We start from the raw sequence: 25,688 nt of genomic DNA, 5'->3' as shown, positions 1-25,688 counted from the left end.
GATGGAGAAAGTTCTGGTCAGCGGTTCGGCCGGGTTCATTGGCGGCTACGTCGTTGAGGAGTTGCTGCGCCGAGGATATTCGGTGGTTGGTGTGGACAACTATTCAAAGTACGGGCCGGTCGTCAAGTCGTACGACGACAATCCCAACTATAACTTAATTAAGGGCGATGTGCAGGATACCGAGCTGATGACGGAGCTGCTGCTGGATTGCGAGCATTTCATCGCAGGCGCTGCGTTGATCGGCGGCATCTCCTACTTCCACACCTATGCCTACGACCTGCTGGCGCAGAACGAGCGGATCATCGCCTCATCCTGTGATGCGGCGATCACCGCGCACAAGTCGGGCAAATTGAGCAAGGTGACGTACATGTCGTCCTCGATGGTGTTCGAATCAACGACCACGTGGCCCTCGCAGGAGGGCGACGAACGCAAGGTTCCGCCACCGCTGTCCTCCTACGGTTTTCAGAAACTGGCCGTCGAGTACTTCGCCCGCGCAGCATGGGATCAGTACAAGCTGCCCTACACGATTCTGCGGCCGTTCAATTGCGTCGGCATCGGCGAATCCCGCGCCCTTGGTGACGTGGAGATCGACTCGGGCAACGTGAAGCTGGCCATGAGTCACGTGGTCCCGGACCTGGTGCAAAAGGTGCTCAAGGGCCAGGACCCGCTGCACATCCTGGGCGAGGGCAACCAGATCCGGCACTACACGTACGGAGGTGACTTGGCCCGCGGGATCGTCGATGCGATGGCCCACCCAAAGGCCCTCAATGACGATTTCAACCTTTCGACCCCGACCGGACACACGGTGACCGAGCTGGCGCAAATCATCTGGACGAAGATCAAGGGCCCGGAGGTGTTCATGAACCTGGTCCACGATCCGGCCTTCGAGTACGACGTGCAGCGTCGGGTTCCGGCTACCGACAAGGCCCGCGATATCTTGGGTTTTCAGGCGGAAACGACGCTTGAGGACATGCTCGACGAGGTCATTCCATGGATCGAACAAGCCATGAAGGACGGCACCATCTGACGGGAGCAACCTCACGGTGCCCCAAGTTCAGCTGGTCGCGACCTTGTCTCTGGCTACGACATCGAGGATGCGTGATGCGTCTCCCCAGATCCCGGGGGAGTCGTACGGTCTGTCGGGAAACGCACCATAATCTAGGCTGATCGGGAGATCGTTCTCCCGGATGAACTCCATCACCTTGTCGGCCAGCGACACCGGTCGACCGGTGCAGCAGTTGAGCGTCCCGGTCACGTCCTCGGCGTCGACCAGGGCCGCCAACTGCCGACCCAGCTCCTCGACTCTGATGAAGTCGTACCGGTTCTTACCCGAAGTGAAGGGAAGCGAGGTTTGCCCCTCGTCGACCGCCTGCAGCAGGCGGGCGAAGATCGACCGGTTGCGCCGGTCGTCACCATAGATGTAGAACGCCCTCGCCCAGACGAGTCCGACCGAGTCGGGTAGGGCCAACTCCAACGATCGGCGCAGCGCGTCCTTGGCCACGCCGTACTGGGAGAGCGGCTGCGTCGGCGTGTCCGCGTCGATCGCCCCTTCCCAGTATCCGACCTCGTGCATCGTGCCCAATGCGATGATCCGGGCAACGCCGCGGTTCGGAAGCTCGGTCAGCAACTGGTAGTGCGCCGACAATTCGGCCATGTGCGCGGGTGAGTTGTGGTGGAATCCATCCCTCCACGCCAGGTGAACGACTGTGACTGGGCCCGCGGACCCCCGCGACGGGATATCGATCCCGTCGCGCAGCACATCCGCCTCCAGCACCTCGGCGCGATCGTCCAGACGGATCGTGGAGCCCGGTCGGACCACGGCGGTGACGGCGTGGCCGCGATCCAAGACAGCAGACACGACGTGCGGGCCGAGATAGCCACCTGCCCCGGTGACGACGACATGGGCCATGAGTCCTCCCCTTTTTTGGCGCCCTTTTTGGCGCCCTTTCGGCGCTGTGGCCGAATGAGCCTATCGCGGGAACCTCGGGCAACGGGTAGACGGGCCAGCGGTGGCGACGGCGCGAGGGCGACCCGAAGCAGCAATGCCGGCCGTCACGCATCCGGCGGCGCGGCCGTGGGATCGGGTGTCCGCCGATGGTTCACCACCTGGACGACGCGCGAGCTGCAGACCACGGGATGGTCGGGGCGGACGGCGGGCCGTGACCGCCCAGGCTTGGTTGCCGCGGCTGCTGGACATAGCGTGACCGGCATGGCTGACCTCAACGATCCGAGTGCCGCTGACCCGCTGCCCGACCGGGCGCTCGCCGGCTCGAGGAGACCACCGGAGTGCGCGCCGGTGGCGACCGTCGCACCGGCCTGCGAGCTGACTGTCTTGCTGCCGTGTCTCAACGAGTCCGAGACGCTGGCCACGTGTATCCGCAAGGCGCGGGACTCCATGGAGCGACTCGGCATTGATGGGGAGGTGGTGATCGCGGACAACGGTTCCGACGACGGATCGCCGCAGATCGCCGAGCGCGAAGGGGCCCGGGTGGTCGCGGTTCGGGCCCGCGGGTACGGCGCGGCCCTCGCCGGGGGGATCCAGGCGGCCCGGGGTCGCTGGGTCCTGATGGCCGACGCCGACGACAGCTACGCTCTGGACGACATCGAGCCGTTCGTCGCGGCGTTGCGCGGCGGCGCCGACTTGGTCATGGGCAACCGCTTCGCCGGTGGGATCGAGCGCGGAGCCATGCCCGCGCTGCACCGTTACGTCGGCAATCCGGTGCTGTCCAAGCTGGGCCGCCTGTTCTTCGGCGTCCCGGTCGGTGACTTCCACTGCGGGATCAGGGCCTTTGACCGGGACAAGGTCAGCGCCCTGGGAATGCGCACGCCTGGGATGGAGTTCGCCAGCGAGATGGTCGTCCGGTCCTCCCTGGCGGGTTTGCGGATCGAAGAGGTGCCGACCACGCTGCGCCCGGACGGGCGCAGCGGCTCGCCCCACCTGCGAACCTGGCGTGATGGCTGGCGGCATCTGAGTTTTCTGTTGGCCCTCACGCCGCGGTGGCTGATGCTCTATCCGGCCCTCGTGCTGTTTTCGGTCGGGGGCCTGGGCTTGCTGGCCCTGGCCTTGGGTCCGAAGCAGGTCGGCAACGTGGTGTTCAGTGTGCAGACCATGTTGGCCTGCGCGACCGGGGTGATCGCCGGGCTGCAGTTGCTTGGGTTGGCCGTCGTGACGCGGTCCTATGCGGCGCGCCTAGGCCTGCTGCCGCCCAACGACCGCCTGGAGCGGATGCTTGAGCGCGTCACCCTCGATCGCGGCGTGGTCGTCGGCGGCGTGTTGCTGACCCTGGGGGTGGTGGCCTTCGTGGTTGCACTGCTGGTGTGGGGCTCGCACGGATTCGGGGCGCTCGACCCGATGTCCACCATGCGGCTGCCGATTCTGGGAATGGTGCTGGTGCTCGGCGGGCTGGAACTGATCATGGTCAGTTTCACCGTCAGCCTGTCCCGCCGTTCCGGTTGACGGCGATCATCCGCCTTCCGGGGTAGAACTTGGGCACCAGCTCAGTGTCGACCAGCGTGAAGGCAGACGCGATGGCCATGTGCATGTCCAGGTACCGGTAGGTGCCCAGCCGTCCACCGAACTTCACCTGCGGTTCGGCGGTGGCCAGCGCGCGGTAGCGCAGCAGCCGATCACGATCGGCCGGTGAGTTGACCGGGTAGTACGGTTCGTCGGAATCGGTGGCGAACCGGGAGTACTCCCGGGCGACCACCGTCGCATCCGGCGAATGCTGCCGTTCGGGGTGTAGATGGCGGAACTCGTGGATGCGGGTGTACGGCACGTCCGCGTCGGCATAGTTCATGACCGAGCAGCCCTGGAAATCGCCGACCGGCTCGATGGTTGTCTCGAAGTCCAGGGTTCGCCATCCGAGCCGGCCCGCGGCGTGGTCGAAGTAGCGATCGATCGGCCCGGTGTAGACGATCGGCACCCGACCACGTGTTGCCGCCCGCCCGAAGGGACCGTCGGCGAAGAAGTCGGTATCCAATCGGAGGTCGATCGAGGGGTGGTCGATCATCCGCTCGATCCAAGCCCCATACCCGTCGACCGGTAGCCCTTGGTGGGTGTCGCCGAAGTACCGGTTGTCATAGTTGTAGCGGACCGGTAGCCGTGAGATCACCGATGCCGGCAGGTGTGCCGGGTCGGTCTGCCACTGCTTGGCGGTGTAGCCGCGGATGAAGGCCTCGTACAGCGGGCGTCCGATTAAGGACACCGCGCGGCTTTCCAGTGACTCGTCCGGGGTGCCGCCGGTTGCCTGCGCCTCATCGGCGGCCTGCGCCGCGATCAACGCCCGGGCCTGATCGGGACCGTAGGCGGAGCGGAAGAACTGATTGATGGTGCCCAGGTTGATCGGCATCGGGAACACCTCGCCACGGTGGACCGTGTAGACGCGGTGCCGGTAGTCGGTGAATCCGGTGAACCGGTTCACGTATGTCCACACCCGGTCGTTGGACGTATGGAACAGATGCGACCCGTAGCGGTGCACCTCGATACCTGTTTCGGGGTCTCGCGTGGACCAGGCGTTCCCGCCCGGATGCGGGCGGCTGTCGATGACCGTCACCCGCAGGCCGAGTTCGGACGCGCACCGTTGCGCGACGGTCAGGCCGAACAATCCTGCTCCGACAACCAGCAGGTCCACGTCAACCACCGATCGCGGGCCGGCGACGGGCGAGCTGACGCGGCGCCATGCGCGCCGCGTCGATCACGACGCGTCGCCGCAGTGCCAGCTGGAAGTTGGGCACGTCCCGTACCGGCCGGCCGGCCAGCCGTTGCGCGGCCAGCGACGCCGTCGTGAGCAGGAATCGGGCGGCCTGGCCCGCTGCGACTCGCAGCGGGGCGCAGCGGGCGAGGGTCAGCAGGCGGTTGCGCTCGTTGTAGTAGTGGAACAACTCGGACCGCCGGTCTGTGGTGGCCGCATGCCGATGGACGACCCGCGACCGGGGAACCGAGCGGATCGCCCAGCCTGCCCGGCGCAGCCGCCATGAGGTGTCCAGGTCCTCGTAATAGAGGAAGAACTCGGCGGGAAAGCCGCCAACGGCCCGGACCGCGTCGGTGCGCAGGAGCGCGGCGCCACCGCAGAATCCGAAGACGTCGCCGATCCGATCGGGCACCGACGCGACCGGCTCTCCGGCCGCCACGTCCACGCCGTACCAAGCATCGTTCAGTTCGGTGCCGAGATTGTTGACCGCGGCCGGGTCGTCGGCGAGCACCATCAGGCAGGTCCAGGCGGCCGCCCGGTCGTCGTCCTCGGCAGCCAGCAGCAGCTGCTCGAGCCAGTCCGGGTCGGGCACGGCGTCGTCGTTGAGCAGAGCCATGAAGCGGGTCGTGACCAGGGGGATTGCGGCCGCCACCCCGCCGGCGAAGCCCAGGTTCTCGGTCATCCGATGCACGCTTCCCGGCGGCGCCAGGTCGGCGAGCACATCGGCGGTGCCGTCGGTGGAATCATTGTCGATGATCACTAGGTGGTGGGCGACGGTCTGGGCCTGCAGGCCACGCAGTGCGTCGGCGATGAACTCCGCCGCGCGGTGGGTGATGACCACCACGGTGGTTACGGGCGAGGTCATCAGCCGGTCAGGCCCATGGTGGTGGCCATCCAGGGCATGACGTGGGCCAACCCGGAAGCCGCGGTACCCCAATCGTGACCGGTCTCCGGGACCTCCCAGATCTGGACGTTCATCCCGGCCGTCGTGGCCAGTTGGTCGTTGCGAATCTGCTGGAGCTTGGTGTCCGGATCAGCCTGACCCCAGATGAACCAGCCCGACGAATCCGGAAAGGAGTGCTTCTGCATCAGGTCGGCCGGATTGATCGCGACAAACTTGGCCTCGTCGCCGCCAAATGCGGCATCGACCGTGGTCTTGCGCGCAGTGTCGCCCGAGCCCAGGGTCGGCTCCTTCTCGCCGCTGATATTGACGAAGTGGGGGTACACATCGGGATGATTAGTAGCCATCTGCAGGGCGCAGGTCCCGCCGTAGGAGAAGCCGCCGACCACCCAGTGCCGGTGGTCTTGGTCGACGTCCAATTGGCTGGCGATCGCCGCCGGGAGGTCCTTGGCCAGGTAGGTGTCGACGTTGCCCAAGCTGCTGTCGGCACAGATCGGGTTGGCCAGCTGGGAACCAAGCACGTCGGGAATTACCACCACCGGGGCGATTCCGTTGTGCTGGGCGGCGAAATCGTTCATGACGGTCTGGACCCGATCGCCGGTGATCCAGTCGTCGGGACTGCCGGGCTGGCCGTGGAACAGGATCAGGACCGGAAGCGGCTCCCGATTGTCCGCAAAGTATGCCGGTGGCAGGTACACCCAGCCGGGACGCGCTGAAAAGCCCGACTGGGTGGGGGGAATCGTGAACGGCAGGATCTTGCCCTTGCTGTCGGCCGGAATGTTGGCGCCCGTCGGGGCCCACGTCGCGGTGAGCGGACCGGACGGCGTGGTCGGTCGGGTGGTCTGTGGGGTCACCGGCGGCAGCGAACTCTGGTCCGTGCCCGATGGCCCGAACAGGTCCTTGACCGCCGGGAACTCCTGGTAGTTCTTGTTGATCTGATTGCCGGCGGCGGCCAGCACCAGCACCGCGGCCACGACGGCAACGATCTTACGCCACCACGGGCTGCGGACCTGTTGCCCGACGGCCAGACCGATGGCCGCCAGGGCGATGGCGATCCAGAAGATGTCCGAGCCGGTCAGTGGCTGGGCGAATAACTTCTCGCCGCCGACCGTGCCGAGCAGCCACCCGGTCACGGCCGAGACCAGAACGACCGGTGGCACCACGTACAGCCACCACCAGCGAGGCCGTCGGACGAGCAGGAACGCCGCACCGGCGACCCCCAGGCCGAGCACCAGCCAGCTCAGCCACCCGCTCATCAGCGAGGTGTCCATCTCGTCCAATCTTTCGATCCGGTCCACCGCAATCCCAGCGGGTGGCACGATCAATATGCCAGGCGATAGCCGGATCTGGCCCGTACCGAGGTGCGATCCTTGGGACGCCGGTAGGGCTCACCGTGTGTTGTGCTGAGCGGATGAAACAGCTCAGCGTCATCGTCGAGCAGTGTCTGGCGCCGGTGCCGGGTGGGACCGGTCGATACGCTGCGCAGATCGCCCAGGCCTTGGCCGAGCGACCCCGGCCGGGATGGTCGGTCCGCACGGTCACCGCGTGGCACCGCAACGTGCGGGCCGCAGCGATCGCCGGCACGAACGGGCCGGTTCGCCTGCCGGCCGGTCACCGGGTGCTGGGCGAGCTCTGGCTTCGCGGACTGCCGCCGACCGTCGGTGGCCAGGCTGTGCATGCCACGACGCCGCTGGCGCCGCCTCGTCTTGACGGGCTCGTGGTCACCGTGCACGACGCCGTGCCGTGGACCCATCCGGAGACTCTGACTGCCCGCGGGGTGCACTGGCACCAGGTGATGGTGGGCCGGGCCATGGAGCGGGCGCGCAGCGTGGTGGTGCCCTCCGCGGCGGTCGCGAGCGATCTGCACGGCATCTTCCCGCGAGCCGCCGACCGGATCGTCGTGGTCGGGCATGGCGTGACCGCGCTTCCGGTTCCGGCCGACGCCAAGCACCGACGTCGCGACCTGGGTTTGACCGAGCGGTACGTCCTGGCGATCGGCACCCTCGAGCCGCGCAAGGGAATCGACACGTTGATCGCGGCCATGGGGCAGCCGGCCCTGCACCAGGCCCACCTGGCCATTGTCGGGCCCGGTGGCTGGGGCGAGGTGGACGTGCCGACGCTGGCGGCCCGAGCCGAGGTGGCGCCGGAGCGGCTGCACAAGCTCGGCCGGCTCAGCGACGCTGATCTGGCCGCCGTCCTTGATGGCGCCGCCGCGTTCGCCGCGCCCTCCCGTTCGGAGGGCTTCGGACTGCCGGTACTGGAGGCGATGGCGGCGGCGGTGCCCGTCGTGTGCTCCGACGCGCCGGCCTTGGTCGAACTGGTCGCGGGCGCCGCCATCGTCGTCCCTCGGCAGGACCCGGTCGCGCTGGCCGATGCGCTTGCCCAGGTGCTGCAGGACCGGGCGTTGGCGACCGACCTGGCTCTGCGCGGGCAGCAGCGGTCCTCCGCGTTCAGCTGGCCGGAGGCGGCGAATCGACTTTGGGATCTGCACGCCGGATGAGCCCGGATGTGCGTCCCGCTGTCCCTGGTTGCTCGACGGTGGTCTGGCCCGCTCGGCCAACTACTAGGCTGACCCAGCCGAGGCAAGCCGCGGGCAGACGGAAGGGCGGTGGGGATGGGCACTGAGCCGCACGTGCTGCTCGATGCCACCGCCATCCCGGCCGATCGTGGTGGCGTCGGTCGCTACGTCGACAAGCTGGCCGGCGCGCTGGACGCCGCCGGCTCGACGCTCTCGGTGGTGTGCCAGCATCGGGACGCCGCGACCTTCGCCAAGCTCGCGACCCACAGCCGGATCGTCCCCACGGCGGAGCAGCTGGACAGTCGCCCGGCGCGGCTGGCCTGGGAGCAGACCACGCTGCCCCGGCTGGCCCGACGGCTGTCGGCCGATGTCCTGCATTCACCGCACTACACGATGCCGCTGGCCGCACCCCTGCCGGTGGTCGTCACGCTTCATGACGCGACGTTCTTCTCCGACCGTGGCCTGCACCTGGGCGTCAAGGGCCGGTTCTTCCGCGCCTGGACCCGGACCGCACTGCGGCGATCGGCGGTCTGCGTCGTGCCCAGCCGGGCGACCAAGGCCGAGCTCGTGCGGTTGGTGGGGGCCGATCCGGCCAAGCTCGTGGTCGCCCATCACGGGGTCGACCACGAGTTGTTCCGGCCGCCGACCGATGCGCAGAAGCAGGCGGCCGCCGCCGCTCTCGGGCTGGGTCGGCAACCCTGGATCGGCTTCCTGGGCACCCTTGAGCCGCGCAAGAACGTGCCCGCCTTGATCAGGGGGTTCGTTCGTGCGGCGGCCCACCGCGGCGATCCGCCGGTGCTGGTGCTCGCCGGATCACCCGGCTGGGACGCGGCCATCGAGCCCGCGATGGCCGCGGTCCCGCCCGGCCTGAGCGTTATCCGGCCTGGGCACCTGGCCATTGAGCAGCTGCCCGGCTTTCTGGGCGGGGCACTCGTGGTTGCCTACCCCAGCCTCGGCGAGGGGTTCGGCCTTCCCGTGCTCGAGGCGATGGCGTGTGGTGCGCCCGTGCTCACCACCCGCCGGCTGTCCCTGCCCGAGGTGGGTGGGGATGCGGTTGCCTATAGCGAAACCGGGGCCGGCGATATCGCCGACGCGCTCGTCCGGCTGCTCGACCAGCCGGAGGAGCGAGCCCGGTTGGCGCATGCGGCCATCGTCCGGGCCGGCGAATTTACCTGGGTGGCCTGCGCGCAGGCGCACCAGCGCGCCTACCGGCTCGCCGCATCAGGAGCTCAGTCATGACATCTGACACCACGACCGATTCGACGCCGTCTGTGCCGGATTCGGAGCCGATTGGGTTGGTCGCCGTGACCTACTCGCCCGGCCCGGCCCTGGCCGGGCTGCTCGACTCGCTGCCGGCCGCCACCGGCCGGACGGTGCTGACCGTGCTGGCCGACAACGGGTCGACGGACGGATCGGTCGAGTCGGCCGCCAAGCGCCCGAACGTTCGGCTGCTGCGGACCGGCGCCAATCTGGGTTACGGCGGTGCGGCGAACCGAGGAGTGGCGGCCTTGGATCCGGCCATTACCTGGGTCCTCGTCGTCAATCCGGACGTGCAGTTCGGCCCCGGATCGATCGACGAGCTGATCGCCGGAGCCCAGCGGTATCCGCGGGCGGGGGCGCTCGGGCCCCTCATCACCACTCCGGACGGTCTGGTCTACCCGTCGGCTCGGGAACTTCCGTCGATCTTCACCGGGGCGGGCCATGCGGTTTTGGGCTGGGTCTGGCCGAAGAACCCCTGGACCCGGCGTTATCGGCGGGACGCCGAGAACCCGGTCGAGCGAGAGGCCGGATGGTTGTCCGGATCCTGCCTGTTCCTGCGGCGGGCGGCCTTCGACGAGGTGCACGGATTCGACCCGAACTACTTCATGTACTTCGAGGACGTCGACTTGGGCGACCGACTGGGCCGGGCCGGCTGGTCGAACGTCTACTGCCCGGCGGCGACGGTGGTGCACCAGGGCGGGCACGCGACCGAGCGCGACCCATCGGCGATGGCCCAGGCGCACCATGTGAGCGCCTACCGCTACCTGTCAGGTCGATATCCGGGCTGGTGGAGGGCCCCGCTGCGGCTGGCGCTGCGCGGGGCGCTGGCCGCTCGGTCCTTCGTGTCGGCGCGGTCCAACAAGGTGGCCGGGGGGGCCTCGTTGCCACAGCGTCGAGCGAGGTGAAGGGCGGTCTGCGGTTGACCTGGCCCGGCCGGTCGTGCACGATCACGGGCCGGCGGACCTGGCCGGCGAGCTCCCCGATACGGTCAGTAACGGTCGAACGACCCATCGGCGGCTGGTGGGCCGAGTGATCGAGCCGAGCCGAGAACCGAGTTGAGCTGCGTGATTGAGATGGAAGAGGAACGATGAAGGGCATCATTCTGGCCGGCGGCGCCGGGACCCGCCTGCACCCCATCACGCGTGCAGTCTCCAAGCAGCTGCTGCCGGTCTTCGACAAGCCGATGATCTACTACCCGCTATCGGTGCTGATGCTGGCCGGTATCCAGGACATCCTGGTGATCACCACCCCGGAGGACAACGCCGGGTTCCGCAGGTTGCTCGGCGACGGGTCCGAGTGGGGCCTGAGCATCTCCTACGCCATCCAGTCGGCGCCGAACGGACTGGCCGAGGCCTTCATCATCGGCGCGGACCATGTCGGCGGCGACTCGGTGGCGCTGGTGCTCGGCGACAACATCTTCTACGGTCAGGGCTTCTCCCGGACGTTGAAGAACGCCGTCGCGGACATCGACGGGTGCGTGCTGTTCGGGTACCCGGTTCGCGACCCCGAGCGCTACGGCGTCGGGGAGCGGGACGCGAGCGGCAAGTTGATCTCCATCGAGGAGAAGCCCGCGGCGCCGAAGTCCAATCTGGCAATCACCGGGCTCTACTTCTACGACAACAGTGTCATCGAACACGCCCGCTCGCTCAAGCCCAGCGCACGGGGCGAGCTGGAGATCACCGATCTGAACAATCTGTTCCTGCAACAGGGCAAGGCCTCGTTGATCGACCTGGGCCGCGGGTTCGCCTGGCTGGACACGGGTACCCATGATTCGTTGTTGGAGGCGGGCGAGTTCGTCCAGGTCCTCGAGCATCGGCAGGGGGTCCGAATCTCGTGTCTGGAGGAGATCGCACTAGCCGCCGGCTTCATCGACGCCGACCAGTGCTTGGCGCTCGGGAAGTCGCTGGCGAAATCGCCCTACGGGCAGTATGTGATGGCCGTTGCCCGCGCAGCGGGCGCGATCGGCTGATCTCACGACGGCCGGTACAACCGAGGGGACCTGGGTGACTCAGCCGAAATCCGACCCGAATTCCGACACCGTCGACGCCGTGATCCTGGTGGGTGGCCAGGGGACCCGGCTGCGGCCGTTGACCCTGTCGGCGGCCAAGCCGATGCTGCCGACCGCGGGTGTGCCCTTCTTGGAGCATATGCTGTCGCGGATCCACGCGGCCGGCATGACCCACGTCGTGCTGGGGACGAGCTACAAGGCGCAGACCTTCGCGGAGTACTTCGGTGACGGGTCGGCATTCGGCCTGGACATCGAGTACGTGGTTGAGGATGAACCGCTGGGCACCGGCGGCGCGATCCGCAACGTTGCTGACCGTCTGCGCGCCGACACCGCGGTCATCTTCAACGGTGACATCCTCTCCGGGCTCGATCTGACAGCGCTGCTGGCCACCCATCGGCACCTGGCCGCGGATGTCACCCTTCATCTGGTCGAGGTCGCGGACGCCCGGGCGTTCGGGTCCGTGCCCACCGATCCGGACGGCCGGGTCACTGCCTTCCTGGAGAAGACCGAGCATCCGCCGACCAACCAGATCAACGCGGGCTGCTACGTCTTCAAGCGTTCGGTGTTGGAGGCGATCCCGGCCGGTCGGGTGGTCTCGGTCGAGCGGGAAACATTCCCGGGCCTGCTGGAGTCCGGGGCCGTGCTGGCCGGGCACGTCGACTCGACCTACTGGCTGGACCTGGGTACCCCCGCCGCGTTCGTGACCGGCTCGGCCGATCTGGTTCGCGGAGTGGCGCCGACGGCGGCCTTGCCCGGGCCGGTCGGCGACGCCCTCATTCTGGACGGCGCCTCGGTCGCGGCAACCGCGTCGGTGATAGGCGGTTCGACGGTGGGGCGGGGGGTGGTCATCGAAGCCGGCGCGGTGGTCGACGGTTCGGTGATCTTCGACGGGGCCCGGGTTGATCGAGACGCCCGGATCACCCGATCGGTGATTGGGTCGGACGCCCGGATCGGCGCCGATTCCATCGTCGATGATGCGGTGATCGGCGATCGCGCACTCGTCGGTGCCCGCTGTGAACTGCGGTCGGGTATCCGTGTATGGCCCGATGTCAACCTTCCCGCCGGCAGTGTCCGGTTCTCGACGGACGGCTAGCCCCCGGTAAGAAACGACGCATCCCGGCTGGTCCGCGCCCGCCGGGGGCCAAGATCGGCCGAGTATCACCGCCCCCCAGTCTGTCTCCGGCGAACCTTGAGAAAACACCCACCGTGAGGAATCAATCGAAGCGTGTCATCCGATTGATTCGTCCCCGGACCTCGCGTCCGGCATTTTCTTGGGTAGTCTCTGCGCTCAAGGCGGGGCAGTAAGCTTCGACGAACCCCGACCGTGCCCGCTGCGCGATTTCTCCGATTTGCACCGTGTTTGCCTGAATGGAAAGGGTCGGACGATGTGCGAGCACCATGAATCGATGTCAAGGCGCAGCCTTTTGCGGACGGGTGCGGCAGTCGCGGCGATCGGTTTGTACGGCGCGCTGGGCGCGGGGACCGCAGGGGCCGCGCCTGTCGCCGGCGGTGCCGGAGCGTGCGGTGCGCCCGCGGATGATCCGCACTTCGCGTCGCGAGTCGGGGCCGTCCAGCGCATGTCTGTAGCCGCCGCGGTCGAGACGTCCTACAACGGTTGGTCGGTGGGCACCCCGGCATCAGCGATCGGTGTGGCCAACTATGTCGTGCCGGGTACGTCGATCTCGATTCCGGTTCGGTCCGACGTCGCGACGGTCCTGATCCACCTTGCCGACCGTTTCAATCGGGAAGTCGAGGGGTTGCGGTCCGGCCAAGTGTGGGGCTACGACTACCGACGGAATGTCAACAATCCCAGCGTGTGGTCCAATCACGCTTCGGGTACGGCGATCGACCTCAATTCGGCTCTTCACCCTAATGGGGCAAAGGGATCATTTACATCGAGTCAGGTTTCGGCCATCCGGAACATTCTGAGCTTCTTCGGGGATGTCATCTACTGGGGTGGCGACTATCGCGGCACGACCGACGAGATGCACTTCGAGATCGATGTCGCCCCGGGTGACAGCCGGCTCAAGTCGGTCGTGGCCGCCATCGGAGACCGGACGCTCAGCGGCACCCGCGTCACGCTCAGATCGCTTGCCAACAACAAGTTCGTCTGCGCCGACAACGGGGGCGCCAGCGAGCTGATCGCGAACCGCGGCGTGGCGCAGGCGTGGGAGCAGTTCATGATGATCAACCGGGGCGGCTCAGCGGTCGCGCTCCGGTCCATGGCGAACAATATGTACGTGTGTGCCGACAACGGCGGTGCCTCCCCGTTGATCGCCAACCGGTCGTCCGTGCTCGGCTGGGAGACCTTCGATCTGATCCGCAATTCGAACGGCACCGTCAGCCTGCGGTCGTGGGCGAACGGGAAGTTCGTCTGCGCCGAGTACGGCGGAGCACTCTCGCTGCGGGCGAATCGCGACGTGGCCCAGACCTGGGAGCAGTTCCAGATGCAGACGGTCTAGCCCGCCGACTCAGCTCGAGCCCAGGGCAGCCGCGATCAGCTCCCGGTCGGCGCGGTCGAACCCGGGCGGCAGGTCGTCGACCGGCCAGAAACGCAGGTCGTCGGACTCGTGGGAGATCACCGGGCGCGCGCCGGCTGGGGCGATGATCCGGAAGCGGACATCGAAGTGCCGGGTCGGCAGGCCCAGCGAACAGGTCAGCGGATGGACGTCCAGGTGCACCGGGACCGGGTCGATCAGCAGCCCGTCGATGCCCGACTCCTCGGTGGCCTCCCGCAGGGCCGCGCCGGCCAGGGTGCGATCGGTGCGTTCGCAGTGCCCGCCGAGCTGCACCCAGCGACCGATCCGCGGGTGCAGGGTGAGCAGCACCTGCCGCCGGTCGGCGCTGAGCACGACCGCGCTGGCGGTGATGTGGCCGGGCGCGCACTGGCGCCGGGTGGCGTCGGGGCGGGCGGCCAAGAACCCCAGGAAGGCTTCGCGCACGGCGGCCTGGCCGGGATTGGGAGCCGGCCACGCCGCCAGCACCGCGGTGACGTCGGCGTGCAGGGTCCGGTCGGCCTCGGTGACCGGGGCCAGCGGCGGGGCGCTCACCGCAGCACCAGCCCACCGCCGGCCGGTGGCCGGGGCGCGTCGATCGGCGTGCTCGGGTGCCCGACGGCCACCGCGCCCAGCGGCTCCCAGTCCGAGGGCAGGTTCAGCACCGCATGGACCACGGCCGGGCAGAAGATGGTCGATGAGATCCAGGCCGAGCCCAGCCCTTCGGCGGCCAGGGCGACGAGCAGGGCCTGCACGGCGGCGCCGCCGGCGACGGTGAACATGGTGCGTTCGGCCGACCGGCGGCGTTCGTCGGGGTAGTCGTGCCGGCTGTCCCCGGTGATCATCGGGACCACGATCTCCGGCGCGCCCTGCAGCACCCGCCCGCGGGCCGTCCGGCGGGCGATGCGCTCGGCGCTCCAGCCGTCCGCGGCCAGGTCGGCCTCCCAGGCGGCCAGCATCGCCTCCAGCAGGGCGGCCCGGTGCTCGCGGACCCAGACGAAGCGCACCGGCCGGGTGTGGTGCGGAGCCGGCGCGGTCAGCGCGATGTCCACGCAGCGGGCCAGCACCGTCGGGTCGACCGGTTGGTCGGCGAACTCGCGCACGGTGCGCCGCAGCAGCACCGCCTCGCGCCGTCCCTGGGCCACCGCCAGGTCGGTGCCCAGCCGGAACAGGTCCTCCTCGCGGGGCCGGATCAGCGAGCGGGCGGTCCGGTGTTCGGCGTCCGGGTCGAGCGATCCCGGGCCCGAGGCCCGCAGGCCGCGGGCGACGGCCACCGGGACCTGGCCGAGCTTGCCCTTCACCAGGTCGCCGGCCGCGGCCAGCTCGTCGCCGACGGCCACCTGGGTGACGACCAGCTCGTTGCCGTAGGCGTCGACGTCGCCGCGGTGATCGGTCAGCACGGCCAGCCCGGCTGCGCCGATGGCCACATCGGTGACCCCCAGCCGCCAGGCGCGGCCCTGGGTGTCGGTGATGATCACCCCGACGTCCAGGCCCCGGTCGGCGAACGCCGCTCGCAGCCGCGTCGCGGAGGCATCCGGGTCGTCGGGCAGCAGGGCGATCTCGTCGGGCAGCACGTTGGAGGCATCGATACCGGCCGCGGCGGCGACGATGCCGAGCCGGTTCTCCACGATCTTGGTCCGGCCCATCTGGGCGACCAGGCGCACCGATTCCTCGTCGATCAGCCGCCGGCGCAGTGCGTCGCGCTCCTCGGGGTCGGTGGGGGAGGGGATCAACCTCCCCTCCACCTTGCTGACCACCTTGGAGGTCACGAGCAGGACGTCGCCGTCGGTGAGCCAGGGCGCGGCCGCGGCGATGGCGCCGGCCAGGTCGTCACCGGGCCGGAACTCGGGCAGCCCGGTGATCGGCAGCAGCTGCAGCCCGGCCGGGGCGGCCCCGTCCGGAGTGGGGTCGTCGGGGTGATCCGGGGTGGGCCGGTCAGCCACGACCGACCACCTGGACGCAGGCCGCGACCATCTCGGCGGTGTGCTCGGGGTCGGTCATCAGCAGCGGCTGGCCCGCCACGGTCACCCCGGGCACGGTGGCCCGGTCGTCCGGCGCGATCAGGAAGGCGTCAAGCACCCCGCCATCGGACCGGGCCCCGTAGTGCCGGCCCACCCCTTGCGCGCTGACCGGAACCCCGACCGCCTCCAGGCACTTGTCGGCGTGCCCGCGGACCGGGGCGGCACCGATGATCGGGGAGACGCCGACGACTGGGGCGGCGGTGGCCCGCAGCGCGTCGGCGATGCCCGGCACGGCCAGGATCGGGCCCACCGACACGACCGGGTTGGACGGAGCGATCAGGACCAGGTCGGCCTCGGCGATCGCATCGAGCACGCCGGGCGCGGGCGTGGACTCCTCGGCGCCGATCGGGCTGATGGACAACGCCGGCAGCTTGGCCTGATAGCGGATCCACCATTCCTGGAAGTGCAGGGCGACCAGCGGTCCCGGAGTGCCGGCTGGCCGGTCGGCGTCCGGGGCGGCGGCCGGGTCCTCGACGACCACATGGGTCTCGACCCGGTCGTCGGTCATCGGCAGCAGGGTCAGCCCCGGTTGCCACCGCCGGCACAGCGCGTCGGTGACGTCGGAGAGCCGGTAGCCCGCGTCCAGCATCCGGGTCCGGACCAGGTGGGTGGCGATGTCCCGATCGCCCAGGGAGAACCAGGGCGCCTCGGCGTCGTAGCCGGCCAGCTCGCCGGACACGGTCCAGGTCTCGTCGGCCCGGCCCCAGCCGCGCTGCCGGTCGGAGACCCCGGAGAGGGTGTACATGCACGAGTCCAGATCGGGACAGATCTGCAGGTTGTGCAGCCGGATGTCATCGGCGGTGTTCACGATCGCCGTGATCAGGTGCTCGTCCGCGGGGGCCGGGCCGAAGGCCGGCCGGCCCAGGTAACGCTTGACGCCGAGCAGGAACTTCGCGCCGCCGACTCCGCCGGCCAGGACTGCAATTCTCACGCTTGCCGATCCTGCCACTCGTGGGATCCTCGCCGAGCCGCGCGGGCCGCCCGGTCGGGGTCAGGAGCCGGCCGGAGCCAGGAACGCGGTCAGTGCGTCGGCGTACATCGCCTGGTCGGCGACCCCGCACAGCTCCCGGATCGAGTGCATGGACAGAGTCGGGGCGCCGAAATCGACGGTGCTCGCCCCGGTCAGCGCCGAGGTGATCGGCCCGACGGTCGACCCGCACGGCAGGTCCGACCGGACCACGAATCGCTGGACCGGCACCCCGGCCTGCTCGCAGGCCAGCTCGAACGCCGCCGCGCCGACCGCGTCGGTGGCGTACCGCAGCTGATTGTTGATCTTGAGTACCGGCCCGCCGTTCATGGCGATGCGATGGTGGGGCTCGTGCTTGTCGGGATAGTTCGGGTGGGTGGCGTGGGCCATGTCCCCGGAGGCGATCACGGTGCCGGCCAGTGCCCGCAACAGGTCCTCGCGGTCCCCGCCGGCGGCCAGCACGATGCGCTCGAGCGTGCTGGCCAGCAGGGTGGACTGGGCGCCCCGCTCGGAGACGCTGCCCACCTCCTCATGGTCGAACAGGGCGATCAGATGCCGGCCGGACGGGTCGTCGGCGGCGCGGATCAGCGCCTGCACCGCGGCGTAGCAGGTGGCCTGGTTGTCCAGCCGGGCGCTGGCGATCAGCGCGCGGTCCCGCCCGATCCGGCGGGCCGGGGTCAGGTCGTAGGGCATCAGGTCCCAGCCCAGGACGTCCCCCCGCGCCAGTTCCAGGCGGTCGGCCAGGAAACCGCGCAGGTCGCCGGGTTGATCGCCCAGGCCCCAGTGCGGGGCCAGGTGCAGCTGCGGATTGAGCACCAGACCCTCGGTGTTGACCCCACGGTTGAGGTGGATCGCCAGCTCGGACACCCGCAGCAGCGGCTCGTCCACGGTGAGCAGGCGGGTGCCCGCGCCGGTGCCGTCCGGGGAGCGGACGGCAATCCGTCCGGCCAGGCCCAGGTCGCGGTCCACCCAGCTGGCCAGCAGCGGCCCGCCGTAGACCTCGACGCCCAGCTGCTGCCACCCCTCGCGGACCAGGTCCGGATTCGGCTTGATCCGCAGCCCGGGGCTGTCGGTATGGGCGCCGACGATGCGCAGCGGCGCCGCCGGATCGGCGGACCGGCCGGTCCGCCAGGCGATCAGCGACCCGCCGCGGATCAGGTAGTACTCGCCCGGTGCCGTGGGCCACCGGTCGCGTTCGACCAGCCGGGTGAAGCCGGCCGATTCGAGCAGTGCGGCGGCGGTGGCGCAGGCGTGGAACGGCGTGGGGGAGGCGTCCAGGAAGGCACACAGCCCGGCCGCGGTGTCGTCGAGCCGGCTGGGGGAATGATCGGCGCTCATCCCTGCGACTCTCCCACCTCGCGCGGGTCGCAGCCGCTCAGGCCCAGAACCGGAACAGGCTCGAGCCGATGGCGGCCAGCGCGGTGTTGCCGCCCGCCCAGACGAACAGCTCGTTGGCCGCGCCGAACAGCGCCCGGCTGGCCTGCGGGACCGAGAACAGGATGATGAAGGCGACCAGCGGAATCCACGGCCGGGCCGGCCGCAGCCGCTCGGTGAACCGGGGCGAGAGGTACGGCTCCAGGACGCCGAACCCGTCGAAGCCGGGGATCGGCAGGATGTTCAGGATGCCGGCGACGAACTGCAGCAGGGCCAGGTAGGACAGGGCCGCGCCCAGCGGCGAGGAGATCGGCGCCGCGACCACGGCCAGCACCACCCCGGCGACGACGTTGGTCAGCGGACCGGCGGCCGAGACCAGGCTGGCGAACCAGCGCCGGCGCAACCGGCCCGGCTCGACCAGCACCGCGCCACCGGGCAGGGGAATGCCGCCCACCGCCAGCAGGATGATCGGCATGATCACCGAGGTGGCCAGGTCGGTGTACCGGGCCGGGTTCAAAGTCAGGTACCCGCGGGCCCGCACCGAGGTGTCCCCGCCGACGTAGGCGACCAGGGCGTGGGCGAACTCGTGCAGGCACAGCGTGATGACCCAGCCGCCGAGCACCACCAGGAACACCCAGACCTCGACGGGGACGCCCAACCACCCGGACGAACGGGTCGAGGCTTGCGCGGCGACGCCGGCGCCCGCCGTGACGAGCACGATGACGGGAAAGATCCAGCTGCCACCGGGGGATTTGGCCATCCATCCAGTCTCCCTGGTGGTCACGCAGAGCAACGTGTGCCGCTGCTCACCCACCGATGAGTCAATTCTTGCCGCGACGCGCCGTATAGCACCCGTCCGAGCTTGACGTGAGTCGGGACACACGGGTGTAATCACATCGGTGTCATTCACCGGTCGTCCTCGATCAGTTCCCCCGTCAGCGCAGATCCGCGGCGAACATCCGATCGAGGGTGGCACAGGGCCCGATGCCCCGGTGGACCCGGTGTCGGAGGCGACACGATCGCCCGCCGGCGCCACAGTTCGGACAGTGAGGATGTAGCGCGTGACCAACCTGGGGGTGCCCACCATGCGGCAGATTCCCTTCTCGGCGGAGGAATCCGGCGAACCGGAATGGCACGAAAGAGCACTGTGCGCTCAGACCGATCCCGAGGCCTTCTTCCCGGAGAAGGGGGGCTCGACCCGCGAGGCCAAGAAGATCTGCACCGGCTGCGAGGTGCGCGCCGAATGCCTGTCGTACGCGCTGGCGCACGACGAGCGGTTCGGGATCTGGGGTGGCTTGAGCGAGCGGGAACGCCGCCGGCTCAAGCGCGCGGCCGGCTGACCGAGGCCTGGCTGCAGGCCGACCGCGGGCCGACTGAGCGCTGCCTGTGGGCCGACCGGCCCGGGGGGCAGGACTGCGCGGGGGTCGGCGACCGCGGCGCCACCGGCGCCGGCGGCCATCGATTCGCGGTCGGATCCGGCGATCGCGCGCCGGTCTCATCCGACCAGGGTGACGGGCCCGCCCGGGTGGGCCGGCAGCCAGTACCGTCGATGGCGTGCGATTCGTTCTCAACGTCATCTGGCTCGTGCTGTGCGGCTTCTGGATGTTCCTGGCCTACCTCATCACGGGCGTCATCGCCTGCATCCTGATCATCACGATCCCCTTCGGGATCGCCTCGTTCCGGATCGCCGGCTTTGCTCTGTGGCCCTTCGGGCGGACCATGGTCAACCGGCCGGACGCCGGTTCGCCGTCGTTCATCGGCAACGTCATCTGGTTCATCGTGGCCGGGTTGTGGCTGGCCATCGGCCACCTGGTCACCGGGCTGGCGTTGTGCATCACGATCATCGGCATCCCGTTGGCCGTGGCCAACTTCAAGCTGATCCCGGTCTCCCTGGCCCCGCTGGGCAAGCAGATCGTGCCGCTCGGCGACTCCCGGTCCCTGCAGACGGTCAGCTGACCGGATCCTCGCCCTCGTCCGGCTCGCCCAGCACCGCGGCCAACTGCTCGCCCAGCACCTCGGCGACCAGGTCGCCCAGTTCGCCGGCGTCGCCCGCCCGCACCTCGAGCGGGCGGCGGTAGACGACGATCCGGGCCTTGGTCGGCCGGCCCCGGGCATCCATGCCCGGCGGCAGGAAGCGGGTCAGCGGGACTCCCGAGTCCAGGACGACCTCGTCGGAAGCCGACTCCGGCCCGTCCGCCGGCACCCCGGGGACCTCGTCGACGGCGAACTCCAGCGCCTCCAACTTGCCCGGCCAGTGCCCCTCGAGCTCGGCCACGGCCTCCAGCACCGCCTGATCGAAACGCTGGGCCCGGGTCCGGGAGGCCGGCACGTCCACCGGCAGCAGGGGGCTGCGCAGCCCCCGGCCCCGGCGATCCCGCCGCACCCGCGGGCTCTCGTCCGTCGCCGGGGCGGCCCGCCGGGGCAGGAACGGGCGGACAGGCTTGGACGCACGCCCGGGCAGGCCGGGGCGCGGGGGGCGGGGATCGGGTTCCATGCCGGTCATGTCCGGCTCAGTATGGCGGGCGGTGACCCGCGTCCGGGCGGTGGTGGCCACCCGGTGCGCCGGCCGGATCCGGTGTTATCGCACGCGAGCTTGCCGACTCCTCCGGCGTGCCGCGATACCGCGATCGGCCGTGTCGCGTTATCGTGCCGCAGTGGCCAGACTGCGGCGATGTTCACGGAACGGGTGTACCAACCCGGCCGTCGCGACTCTGACGTTCGCCTATGCCGATTCGACGGCGGTCGTCGGTCCTTTGGCTACCGCCGCAGAGCCGCACTCCTACGACCTGTGTTCGGTCCACGCCCAGGGATTGACCGCACCCAAGGGGTGGGAAGTAGTCCGTCCCGAGGACGAACTGTCGGAATCCGGAACGCGCAACGACGACCTCGAGGCCCTGGCCAACGCCGTCCGCGAGGCCGGCCGCGCCGAACGGGCGGCCGAGCCGGAGCCGGCCGAGGGATCCCGGCGTGGTCACCTGCGGGTGCTGCGGTCGCCCGAGTCCTGAGCGGGCCTTACTTCTGCGCTGCGGCCCGCGCTGCGGCGATGCTCACCATCGCGGTGCGTCCGCGGCCCCGGCTGCGGGCCTCCGGGTAGGGTCCTTGCCTGAACCCGGGGACGCCGCAGTCGGTGTCTCCACCCGGGACGACCTGGGCAGAGCACCGATCGCGGACCCATTCGGGGTGAGCGCGGACCGAGAGGATTGATGTCGTGGCGGGACCGATCGCGGCCGACGGCACGACCGGCACGGACGAGAGCAGGCTGACCGCATTCGTCAAGGCCTACGACGTCCGCGGACTGGTCGGATCACAACTGACCCCGCAGGTGACGCGCGCGATCGGCTACGCCTTCGCCCGCTTCCTGAGCCCGGATGCGTCCGCCGTCGTCGTCGCCTACGACATGCGCGAATCCTCGCCCGAACTGGCCGGCGCCTTCGCCGAGGGAGTGACCACGGCCGGCCTGGACGTGGTGATGGCCGGGCTCGGCTCGACCGACATGCTCTACTTCGCCGCCGGCCACCTGAACCTGCCCGGCGCGATGTTTACCGCCTCGCACAACCCGGCCAGCTACAACGGCATCAAGATGTGCCTGGCCGGTGCCGTGCCGATCAGCCTGGACACCGGACTGGCCCTGGTCCGGGACGAGGCCCAGGACCTGCTCGACGCCGGTTGGGACGCGGCCGCGCTGGCCGCCGACCGGGTCGGTGTCGTCACCGAACAGGACCTGCTGTCCGAGTACGCGGCCTACCTGCTGAACCTGGTCGACCTGACTGCGATCCGTCCACTGCACGTGGTCGTCGACGCGGGCAACGGGATGGCCGGGTACACGGTGCCGGCCGTGTTCGCCGGGCTGCCGCTGCGGGTGGATCCGATGTACTTCGAGTTGGACGGATCGTTCCCCAACCACGAGGCCAACCCGCTGGATCCGGCCAACCTGGTCGACCTGCAGGCCCGGGTCCGGGAGGTCGGGGCCGACATCGGCCTGGCCTTCGACGGCGACGCCGACCGCTGCTTCGTGGTGGACGAGCGCGGCGAGCCCGTCTCGCCCAGTGCCGTCACCGCGCTGGTCGCCACCCGCGAGCTGGGTCGGCATCCGGGGGCGACCATCCTGTACAACCTGATCTCCTCCCGGGCGGTCCCCGAGATCGTCGGCGAGGCCGGCGGTCAACCGGTGCGCACCCGGGTCGGGCACTCGTTCATTAAGGCCGAGATGGCCCGCACCGGCGCGGTTTTCGGCGGTGAGCACTCGGCCCACTACTACTTCGCGGACTTCTTCCGGGCCGACACCGGGATGCTCGCCGCGCTGCACGTGCTGGCCGCGCTCGGCGGCCAGCCGCGGCCTCTGTCGGAGTTCACCGCCGAGTTCGACCGCTACGCCAATTCCGGCGAGATCAACTCGACCGTCGCCGACGCGCCGGCCAAGCTCGCCGAGATCCGGGGCTGGGCGGCCGAGCACGGGGCGGAGGTGGACGAGCTGGACGGGATCACCGTCACGCTCGACGGGGGACGCTGGTTCAACGTGCGCTCCAGCAACACCGAGCCGCTGCTGCGGTTGAACGTGGAGGCGCCGACGGCGGCCGACATGGCGGCCCTGCGCGACGAGATCCTGGCCCTCATCCGCGCGTGACCCCCTGTCATCCGCTGTCTTGACCGATGGGGGATGGCGCCCACCCGGCGATCGGGCACGATGGTCGCTACCTGCTGAAGAAAGGTTCCGACGATGTCCGCTCCGGGGGAGGGGCCGGCCCGGTTGGATCCGGTTCTGCTCGACGTCCTGGCCTGCCCGGCCGAGCACCACGCGCCGCTGCACCCCGGTGCGCCCGGCGATCCGGGTGCGCCGGCGCTGACCTGCACCGAATGCGGGCGGGTCTTCCCGGTCCGGGACGGCATCCCGGTCCTGCTGCTGGACGAGGCGACGGGGGGACCCGCCGCATCGGGTGTGGGGACCGGGCCATGACGGCGGACCTGCATGCGCCGGACGAACTGATCGCCGCCGACGGGGCGCAGTTGCTGCCCTCGGCCGCGCTGGCCGGCGCCCAGGTGCGGTCCACAGCCGAACAGGTGGCCGGGCTGAGCGACTTCGGTCGGCCCCGCGCCCTGGTCGTCGTCGGGGCGAGCGCCGCGATCGACACCGCCCTGCTGCTCGCCCTGCTCGGGGATCCGCCGACCCCGGTGGTCACCGGTACGACGCTGCCGTCGTGGGTGGGCCCGCTGGACATCGTGGTGGTGCTGGCCTCCGTCGTCGACGACATCGCCTGCGCCGAAGCCGCTGCCCTGGCCGCGCGACGCGGCGCCCGGGTGATCGTCCGGGCGGCCGCCGACGGACCGGTGGCCCAGGCCGCCGCCGGGTCGCTGCTGATCGCGCCCGCGGTCACGGTGACCGAGGCCCTGGCCGGCGTCGCCCGGTTGACCGTCCTGGTCGCCGTGGCCGCCGCGGCGGGTTTCGGGCGCCGTCCCGATTTCGCCACGGCCGCCGACCAGCTCGACGCCCTGGCGATGGCCTGCCACCCGTCATCGGAGTTCTTCGTGAACCCGGCCCTGACCCTGGCCGAACACCTGGCCGACGGGACTGCACTGATCATCGGCACCGATCCGGTGGCCGATGCCCTGGCCGCCTACGCGGGCCGGGCGCTGATCGCGCTGGCCGGGCAGGCCGGCGCCGCCCTGCCGTCCTACCTGGCGGCCGGCTCACCCCCGATCCTGGCCAGCGCCGCGCGCACGGACGGCCCGACCGGAACCTTCTACGACCCCTTCGCCGACGGCGACGGGGACAGCGCCGGACAGCGGCTGAGCAGTGTGCTGGTGATCGGCCCGTCGGCCGCCGGCCTGCCCCCGGGCGCGGGCCTGCTCCCGCTGGAGTCGCTGCCCTCCTTCGGCAGCGAACCGGTCGATCCCACGCGGGTCCCCGCGGCCCCGCAATCGCCCCTGGCCGCGGCGCTGCAGGCGGCCCTGCCGCGGGCCATCGTCATCGGGCCCGAGGAAGCCCCGACCGACGACACGGCCCCGCCCGGGGAGGCGACCGGCCCGGCACCCGCCCGCGATGCGTTCGGCTGGACCCTGTCCATGATGGCCCGGATCGACTTCGCAGCCGTCTACCTTGGACTGCGGTCGGGCACCCGCCCGCCGATGGACAGCCCGGACGGGCTGGGTCGTCCCGGCAGTGCCGCGTTGCACCTGCCGTCGACGGGTGGCCGCGCCGCGTGGAGCGAGAGGGAGTCCGGTTCGTGGAGCTGATGCGCAACCGGATCCGGCCCTACGCCTGGGGTTCGCGCACGGCGATCGCCGATCTGCTGGGCGAACCGAGCCCGGCCCCCCATCCGCAGGCCGAGCTGTGGGTCGGCGCCCATCCGGCCGACCCGTCGGCGTTGCTGGACGGGCCCGGTGGCTCGGTCGACGAGCCAGGCGCCCCGACCCGCCCGCTGACCGAGGTGATCGCGGCCGACCCGGTCGACACCCTGGGCCGACCGGTGCACGAACGCTTCGGCTCCCGGCTGCCGTTCCTGCTCAAGGTGCTGGCCGCGGCCGAGCCGCTGTCCCTGCAGGCCCACCCGTCGGCGGCGCAGGCCGAACGCGGGTTTGCGCTGGAGGAGGCCGCCGGCATCCCCCTGACCTCGCCGCAGCGCAACTACCGGGACAGCTGGCACAAGCCCGAGCTGATCTGCGCGCTCACCGAGTTCGAGGCGCTCTGCGGGTTCCGCGAGCCGTCCCGGACGGTGCATCTGCTGGCCGCGCTGGAGGTGCCGGCGCTGGATCACTACCTGGGCCTGCTGTCCGGCCAGCCGGACGAGCATGGGACCCGGGCCCTGTTCTCCTCGATCATCACCATCCCGCCGTCCACCCTGGGCCCGTTGCTGTCCGACGTGCTCGCGGCCTGCGTCCGGCGGGTCCAGGTCGCCGACGAGTTCGCCACCGAGTACCGCACGGCGCTGGCCCTGGGCGAGCGCTACCCCGGCGACCCGGGGGTGCTGGCCTCGCTGCTGCTCAACCGGATCACCCTGCAGCCCGGCCAGGCCCTCTACCTGCCCGGCGGCAACCTGCACGCCTACCTGGCCGGGGTGGGCATCGAGGTGATGGCCAACTCCGACAACGTGCTGCGCGGCGGCCTGACCCCCAAGCACGTCGACGTCCCGGAACTGATGAAGGTGCTCGACTTCCACCCCGGCGACGTGCCGATCCTGCACGGTGACCCGGGTCTGCCCGGTGAGCGGGTCTACCGCACGCCGACCCCCGAGTTCCGGCTGTCGCGGCTGGAACCGGTCCCCGGCCGTCGGGAGATCACCCACGCCGGCCCGCAGGTGCTGCTGGTCGTCGAGGGCGAGCTGCAGGTGGCCGACGAGCGGGGTCGCATCCTGACCGTGCCCCGGGGCCGGTCGGTCTGGATCGGCGCCCATGACGGTCTGGTCTGGGTCGCCGGCGATGCGGTGGCCTACCGGGCCACCGACGGCCTGGACTGATT

Annotated in this window: 25 protein-coding genes; 15 read left to right on the top strand and 10 right to left on the bottom strand. The window is 70.2% G+C overall.

Going from position 1 to position 25,688, the window contains the following annotated elements; all coding sequences use genetic code 11:
• Position 1: 1 nt before the first annotated feature.
• Positions 2-1,027 carry an NAD-dependent epimerase/dehydratase family protein gene (locus NAMU_RS20780; protein WP_015749303.1) on the top strand — a complete coding sequence of 342 codons (1,026 nt, stop codon included), beginning with the start codon at positions 2-4 and terminating at the stop codon, positions 1,025-1,027.
• 27 nt (positions 1,028-1,054) lie between these two features.
• Here the strand turns inward: NAMU_RS20780 and NAMU_RS20775 are convergent, their stop codons facing one another.
• Positions 1,055-1,909 (bottom strand): NAD-dependent epimerase/dehydratase family protein, encoded by an 855-nt coding sequence (locus NAMU_RS20775; RefSeq protein WP_015749302.1) that lies wholly within the window; start codon positions 1,907-1,909, stop codon positions 1,055-1,057.
• A gap of 300 nt (positions 1,910-2,209) precedes the next feature.
• On the opposite strand from NAMU_RS20775, the gene NAMU_RS20770 reads away from it, so the two are divergent.
• A complete protein-coding gene (locus tag NAMU_RS20770; protein WP_138180368.1) occupies positions 2,210-3,457 on the top strand; it encodes a glycosyltransferase family 2 protein in 1,248 nt (415 codons plus the stop codon).
• On the opposite strand, the gene glf is transcribed toward NAMU_RS20770, so the two are convergent.
• Genes glf through NAMU_RS20755 form a run of 3 tightly spaced genes read right to left on the bottom strand, consistent with a single transcriptional unit; the run spans position 3,432 to position 6,863 of the window.
• On the bottom strand, positions 3,432-4,631 hold the full coding sequence (gene glf / locus NAMU_RS20765) for a UDP-galactopyranose mutase (protein ID WP_015749300.1): 1,200 nt from the start codon (positions 4,629-4,631) through the stop codon (positions 3,432-3,434). The two genes, NAMU_RS20770 and glf, sit on opposite strands and share 26 nt — an antisense overlap.
• A 1-nt stretch (position 4,632) precedes the next feature.
• Positions 4,633-5,556, bottom strand: a complete 924-nt coding sequence (locus tag NAMU_RS20760; RefSeq protein ID WP_015749299.1) for a glycosyltransferase family 2 protein — start codon at positions 5,554-5,556, stop codon at positions 4,633-4,635.
• Positions 5,556-6,863, bottom strand: coding sequence for an alpha/beta hydrolase (locus tag NAMU_RS20755; RefSeq protein WP_041371181.1), 1,308 nt, complete (start codon positions 6,861-6,863; stop codon positions 5,556-5,558). The genes NAMU_RS20760 and NAMU_RS20755 overlap by 1 nt, the downstream gene beginning before the upstream one ends.
• Before the next feature lie 140 nt (positions 6,864-7,003).
• On the opposite strand from NAMU_RS20755, the gene NAMU_RS20750 reads away from it, so the two are divergent.
• The 6 genes from NAMU_RS20750 (at position 7,004) to NAMU_RS28560 (ending at position 13,840) form a co-directional block, all read left to right on the top strand.
• Positions 7,004-8,092 (top strand): glycosyltransferase family 4 protein, encoded by a 1,089-nt coding sequence (locus NAMU_RS20750; protein ID WP_015749297.1) that lies wholly within the window; start codon positions 7,004-7,006, stop codon positions 8,090-8,092.
• A 114-nt stretch (positions 8,093-8,206) separates the two neighbouring features.
• Positions 8,207-9,349 carry a glycosyltransferase family 4 protein gene (locus NAMU_RS20745; protein ID WP_015749296.1) on the top strand — a complete coding sequence of 381 codons (1,143 nt, stop codon included), beginning with the start codon at positions 8,207-8,209 and terminating at the stop codon, positions 9,347-9,349.
• The gene (locus NAMU_RS20740; RefSeq protein ID WP_052308028.1) at positions 9,346-10,275 is read left to right on the top strand and encodes a glycosyltransferase family 2 protein; all 930 of its coding nucleotides are present in this window, start codon (positions 9,346-9,348) and stop codon (positions 10,273-10,275) included. Before NAMU_RS20745 ends, NAMU_RS20740 begins: the two co-directional genes overlap by 4 nt.
• Before the next feature lie 182 nt (positions 10,276-10,457).
• Entirely contained in the window at positions 10,458-11,339 is an 882-nt protein-coding gene (rfbA, locus tag NAMU_RS20735) for a glucose-1-phosphate thymidylyltransferase RfbA (protein ID WP_015749294.1), read from the top strand.
• 34 nt (positions 11,340-11,373) lie between these two features.
• Positions 11,374-12,471 (top strand): mannose-1-phosphate guanylyltransferase, encoded by a 1,098-nt coding sequence (manB, locus tag NAMU_RS20730; RefSeq protein WP_015749293.1) that lies wholly within the window; start codon positions 11,374-11,376, stop codon positions 12,469-12,471.
• A 313-nt stretch (positions 12,472-12,784) separates the two neighbouring features.
• Positions 12,785-13,840 carry a DUF7910 domain-containing protein gene (locus NAMU_RS28560; RefSeq protein WP_169312532.1) on the top strand — a complete coding sequence of 352 codons (1,056 nt, stop codon included), beginning with the start codon at positions 12,785-12,787 and terminating at the stop codon, positions 13,838-13,840.
• A 9-nt stretch (positions 13,841-13,849) separates the two neighbouring features.
• Here NAMU_RS28560 and NAMU_RS20720 read toward each other — a convergent pair whose 3' ends face one another.
• Genes NAMU_RS20720 through NAMU_RS20700 form a run of 5 tightly spaced genes read right to left on the bottom strand, consistent with a single transcriptional unit; the run spans position 13,850 to position 18,995 of the window.
• Complete coding sequence (locus NAMU_RS20720) at positions 13,850-14,428, bottom strand: NUDIX hydrolase (RefSeq protein WP_217180538.1); 579 nt, start codon at positions 14,426-14,428, stop codon at positions 13,850-13,852.
• The gene (locus tag NAMU_RS20715; RefSeq protein WP_015749290.1) at positions 14,425-15,816 is read right to left on the bottom strand and encodes a coenzyme F420-0:L-glutamate ligase; all 1,392 of its coding nucleotides are present in this window, start codon (positions 15,814-15,816) and stop codon (positions 14,425-14,427) included. The genes NAMU_RS20720 and NAMU_RS20715 overlap by 4 nt, the downstream gene beginning before the upstream one ends.
• Positions 15,809-16,825, bottom strand: a complete 1,017-nt coding sequence (gene cofD, locus NAMU_RS20710; protein ID WP_015749289.1) for a 2-phospho-L-lactate transferase — start codon at positions 16,823-16,825, stop codon at positions 15,809-15,811. Before cofD ends, NAMU_RS20715 begins: the two co-directional genes overlap by 8 nt.
• A 60-nt stretch (positions 16,826-16,885) precedes the next feature.
• Positions 16,886-18,199 (bottom strand): M18 family aminopeptidase, encoded by a 1,314-nt coding sequence (locus tag NAMU_RS20705; protein WP_015749288.1) that lies wholly within the window; start codon positions 18,197-18,199, stop codon positions 16,886-16,888.
• A 37-nt stretch (positions 18,200-18,236) separates the two neighbouring features.
• Positions 18,237-18,995 (bottom strand): site-2 protease family protein, encoded by a 759-nt coding sequence (locus NAMU_RS20700; RefSeq protein ID WP_015749287.1) that lies wholly within the window; start codon positions 18,993-18,995, stop codon positions 18,237-18,239.
• Positions 18,996-19,320: 325 nt separating this feature from the next.
• Here NAMU_RS20700 and NAMU_RS20695 point away from each other — a divergent pair, with 325 nt between their 5' ends.
• Positions 19,321-19,575, top strand: coding sequence for a WhiB family transcriptional regulator (locus NAMU_RS20695; protein ID WP_041371174.1), 255 nt, complete (start codon positions 19,321-19,323; stop codon positions 19,573-19,575).
• Between the two features lie 214 nt (positions 19,576-19,789).
• Positions 19,790-20,191, top strand: coding sequence for a YccF domain-containing protein (locus NAMU_RS20690; protein WP_015749285.1), 402 nt, complete (start codon positions 19,790-19,792; stop codon positions 20,189-20,191).
• Here NAMU_RS20690 and NAMU_RS20685 read toward each other — a convergent pair.
• Positions 20,184-20,738, bottom strand: a complete 555-nt coding sequence (locus NAMU_RS20685) for a metallopeptidase family protein (protein ID WP_083786057.1) — start codon at positions 20,736-20,738, stop codon at positions 20,184-20,186. The two genes, NAMU_RS20690 and NAMU_RS20685, sit on opposite strands and share 8 nt — an antisense overlap.
• A 151-nt stretch (positions 20,739-20,889) precedes the next feature.
• Here NAMU_RS20685 and NAMU_RS20680 point away from each other — a divergent pair, with 151 nt between their 5' ends.
• The 5 genes from NAMU_RS20680 (at position 20,890) to manA (ending at position 25,686) form a co-directional block, all read left to right on the top strand.
• Positions 20,890-21,240 carry a DUF3499 domain-containing protein gene (locus tag NAMU_RS20680; protein ID WP_015749283.1) on the top strand — a complete coding sequence of 117 codons (351 nt, stop codon included), beginning with the start codon at positions 20,890-20,892 and terminating at the stop codon, positions 21,238-21,240.
• Between the two features lie 203 nt (positions 21,241-21,443).
• Positions 21,444-22,859: a phosphomannomutase/phosphoglucomutase gene (locus tag NAMU_RS20675; protein ID WP_015749282.1), complete on the top strand. Its 1,416-nt coding sequence runs from the start codon at positions 21,444-21,446 to the stop codon at positions 22,857-22,859.
• 93 nt (positions 22,860-22,952) lie between these two features.
• Positions 22,953-23,189 (top strand): Trm112 family protein, encoded by a 237-nt coding sequence (locus NAMU_RS20670; RefSeq protein ID WP_015749281.1) that lies wholly within the window; start codon positions 22,953-22,955, stop codon positions 23,187-23,189.
• Entirely contained in the window at positions 23,186-24,466 is a 1,281-nt protein-coding gene (locus NAMU_RS27700; RefSeq protein ID WP_015749280.1) for a hypothetical protein, read from the top strand. The genes NAMU_RS20670 and NAMU_RS27700 overlap by 4 nt, the downstream gene beginning before the upstream one ends.
• A complete protein-coding gene (gene manA, locus NAMU_RS20660; protein WP_015749279.1) occupies positions 24,466-25,686 on the top strand; it encodes a mannose-6-phosphate isomerase, class I in 1,221 nt (406 codons plus the stop codon). The genes NAMU_RS27700 and manA overlap by 1 nt, the downstream gene beginning before the upstream one ends.
• Positions 25,687-25,688 lie beyond the last annotated feature (2 nt).

Source organism: Nakamurella multipartita DSM 44233, assembly GCF_000024365.1.
In the GTDB taxonomy this organism is placed as follows: domain Bacteria; phylum Actinomycetota; class Actinomycetes; order Mycobacteriales; family Nakamurellaceae; genus Nakamurella; species Nakamurella multipartita.
This window is presented reverse-complemented; position numbering and strand designations above follow the sequence as displayed.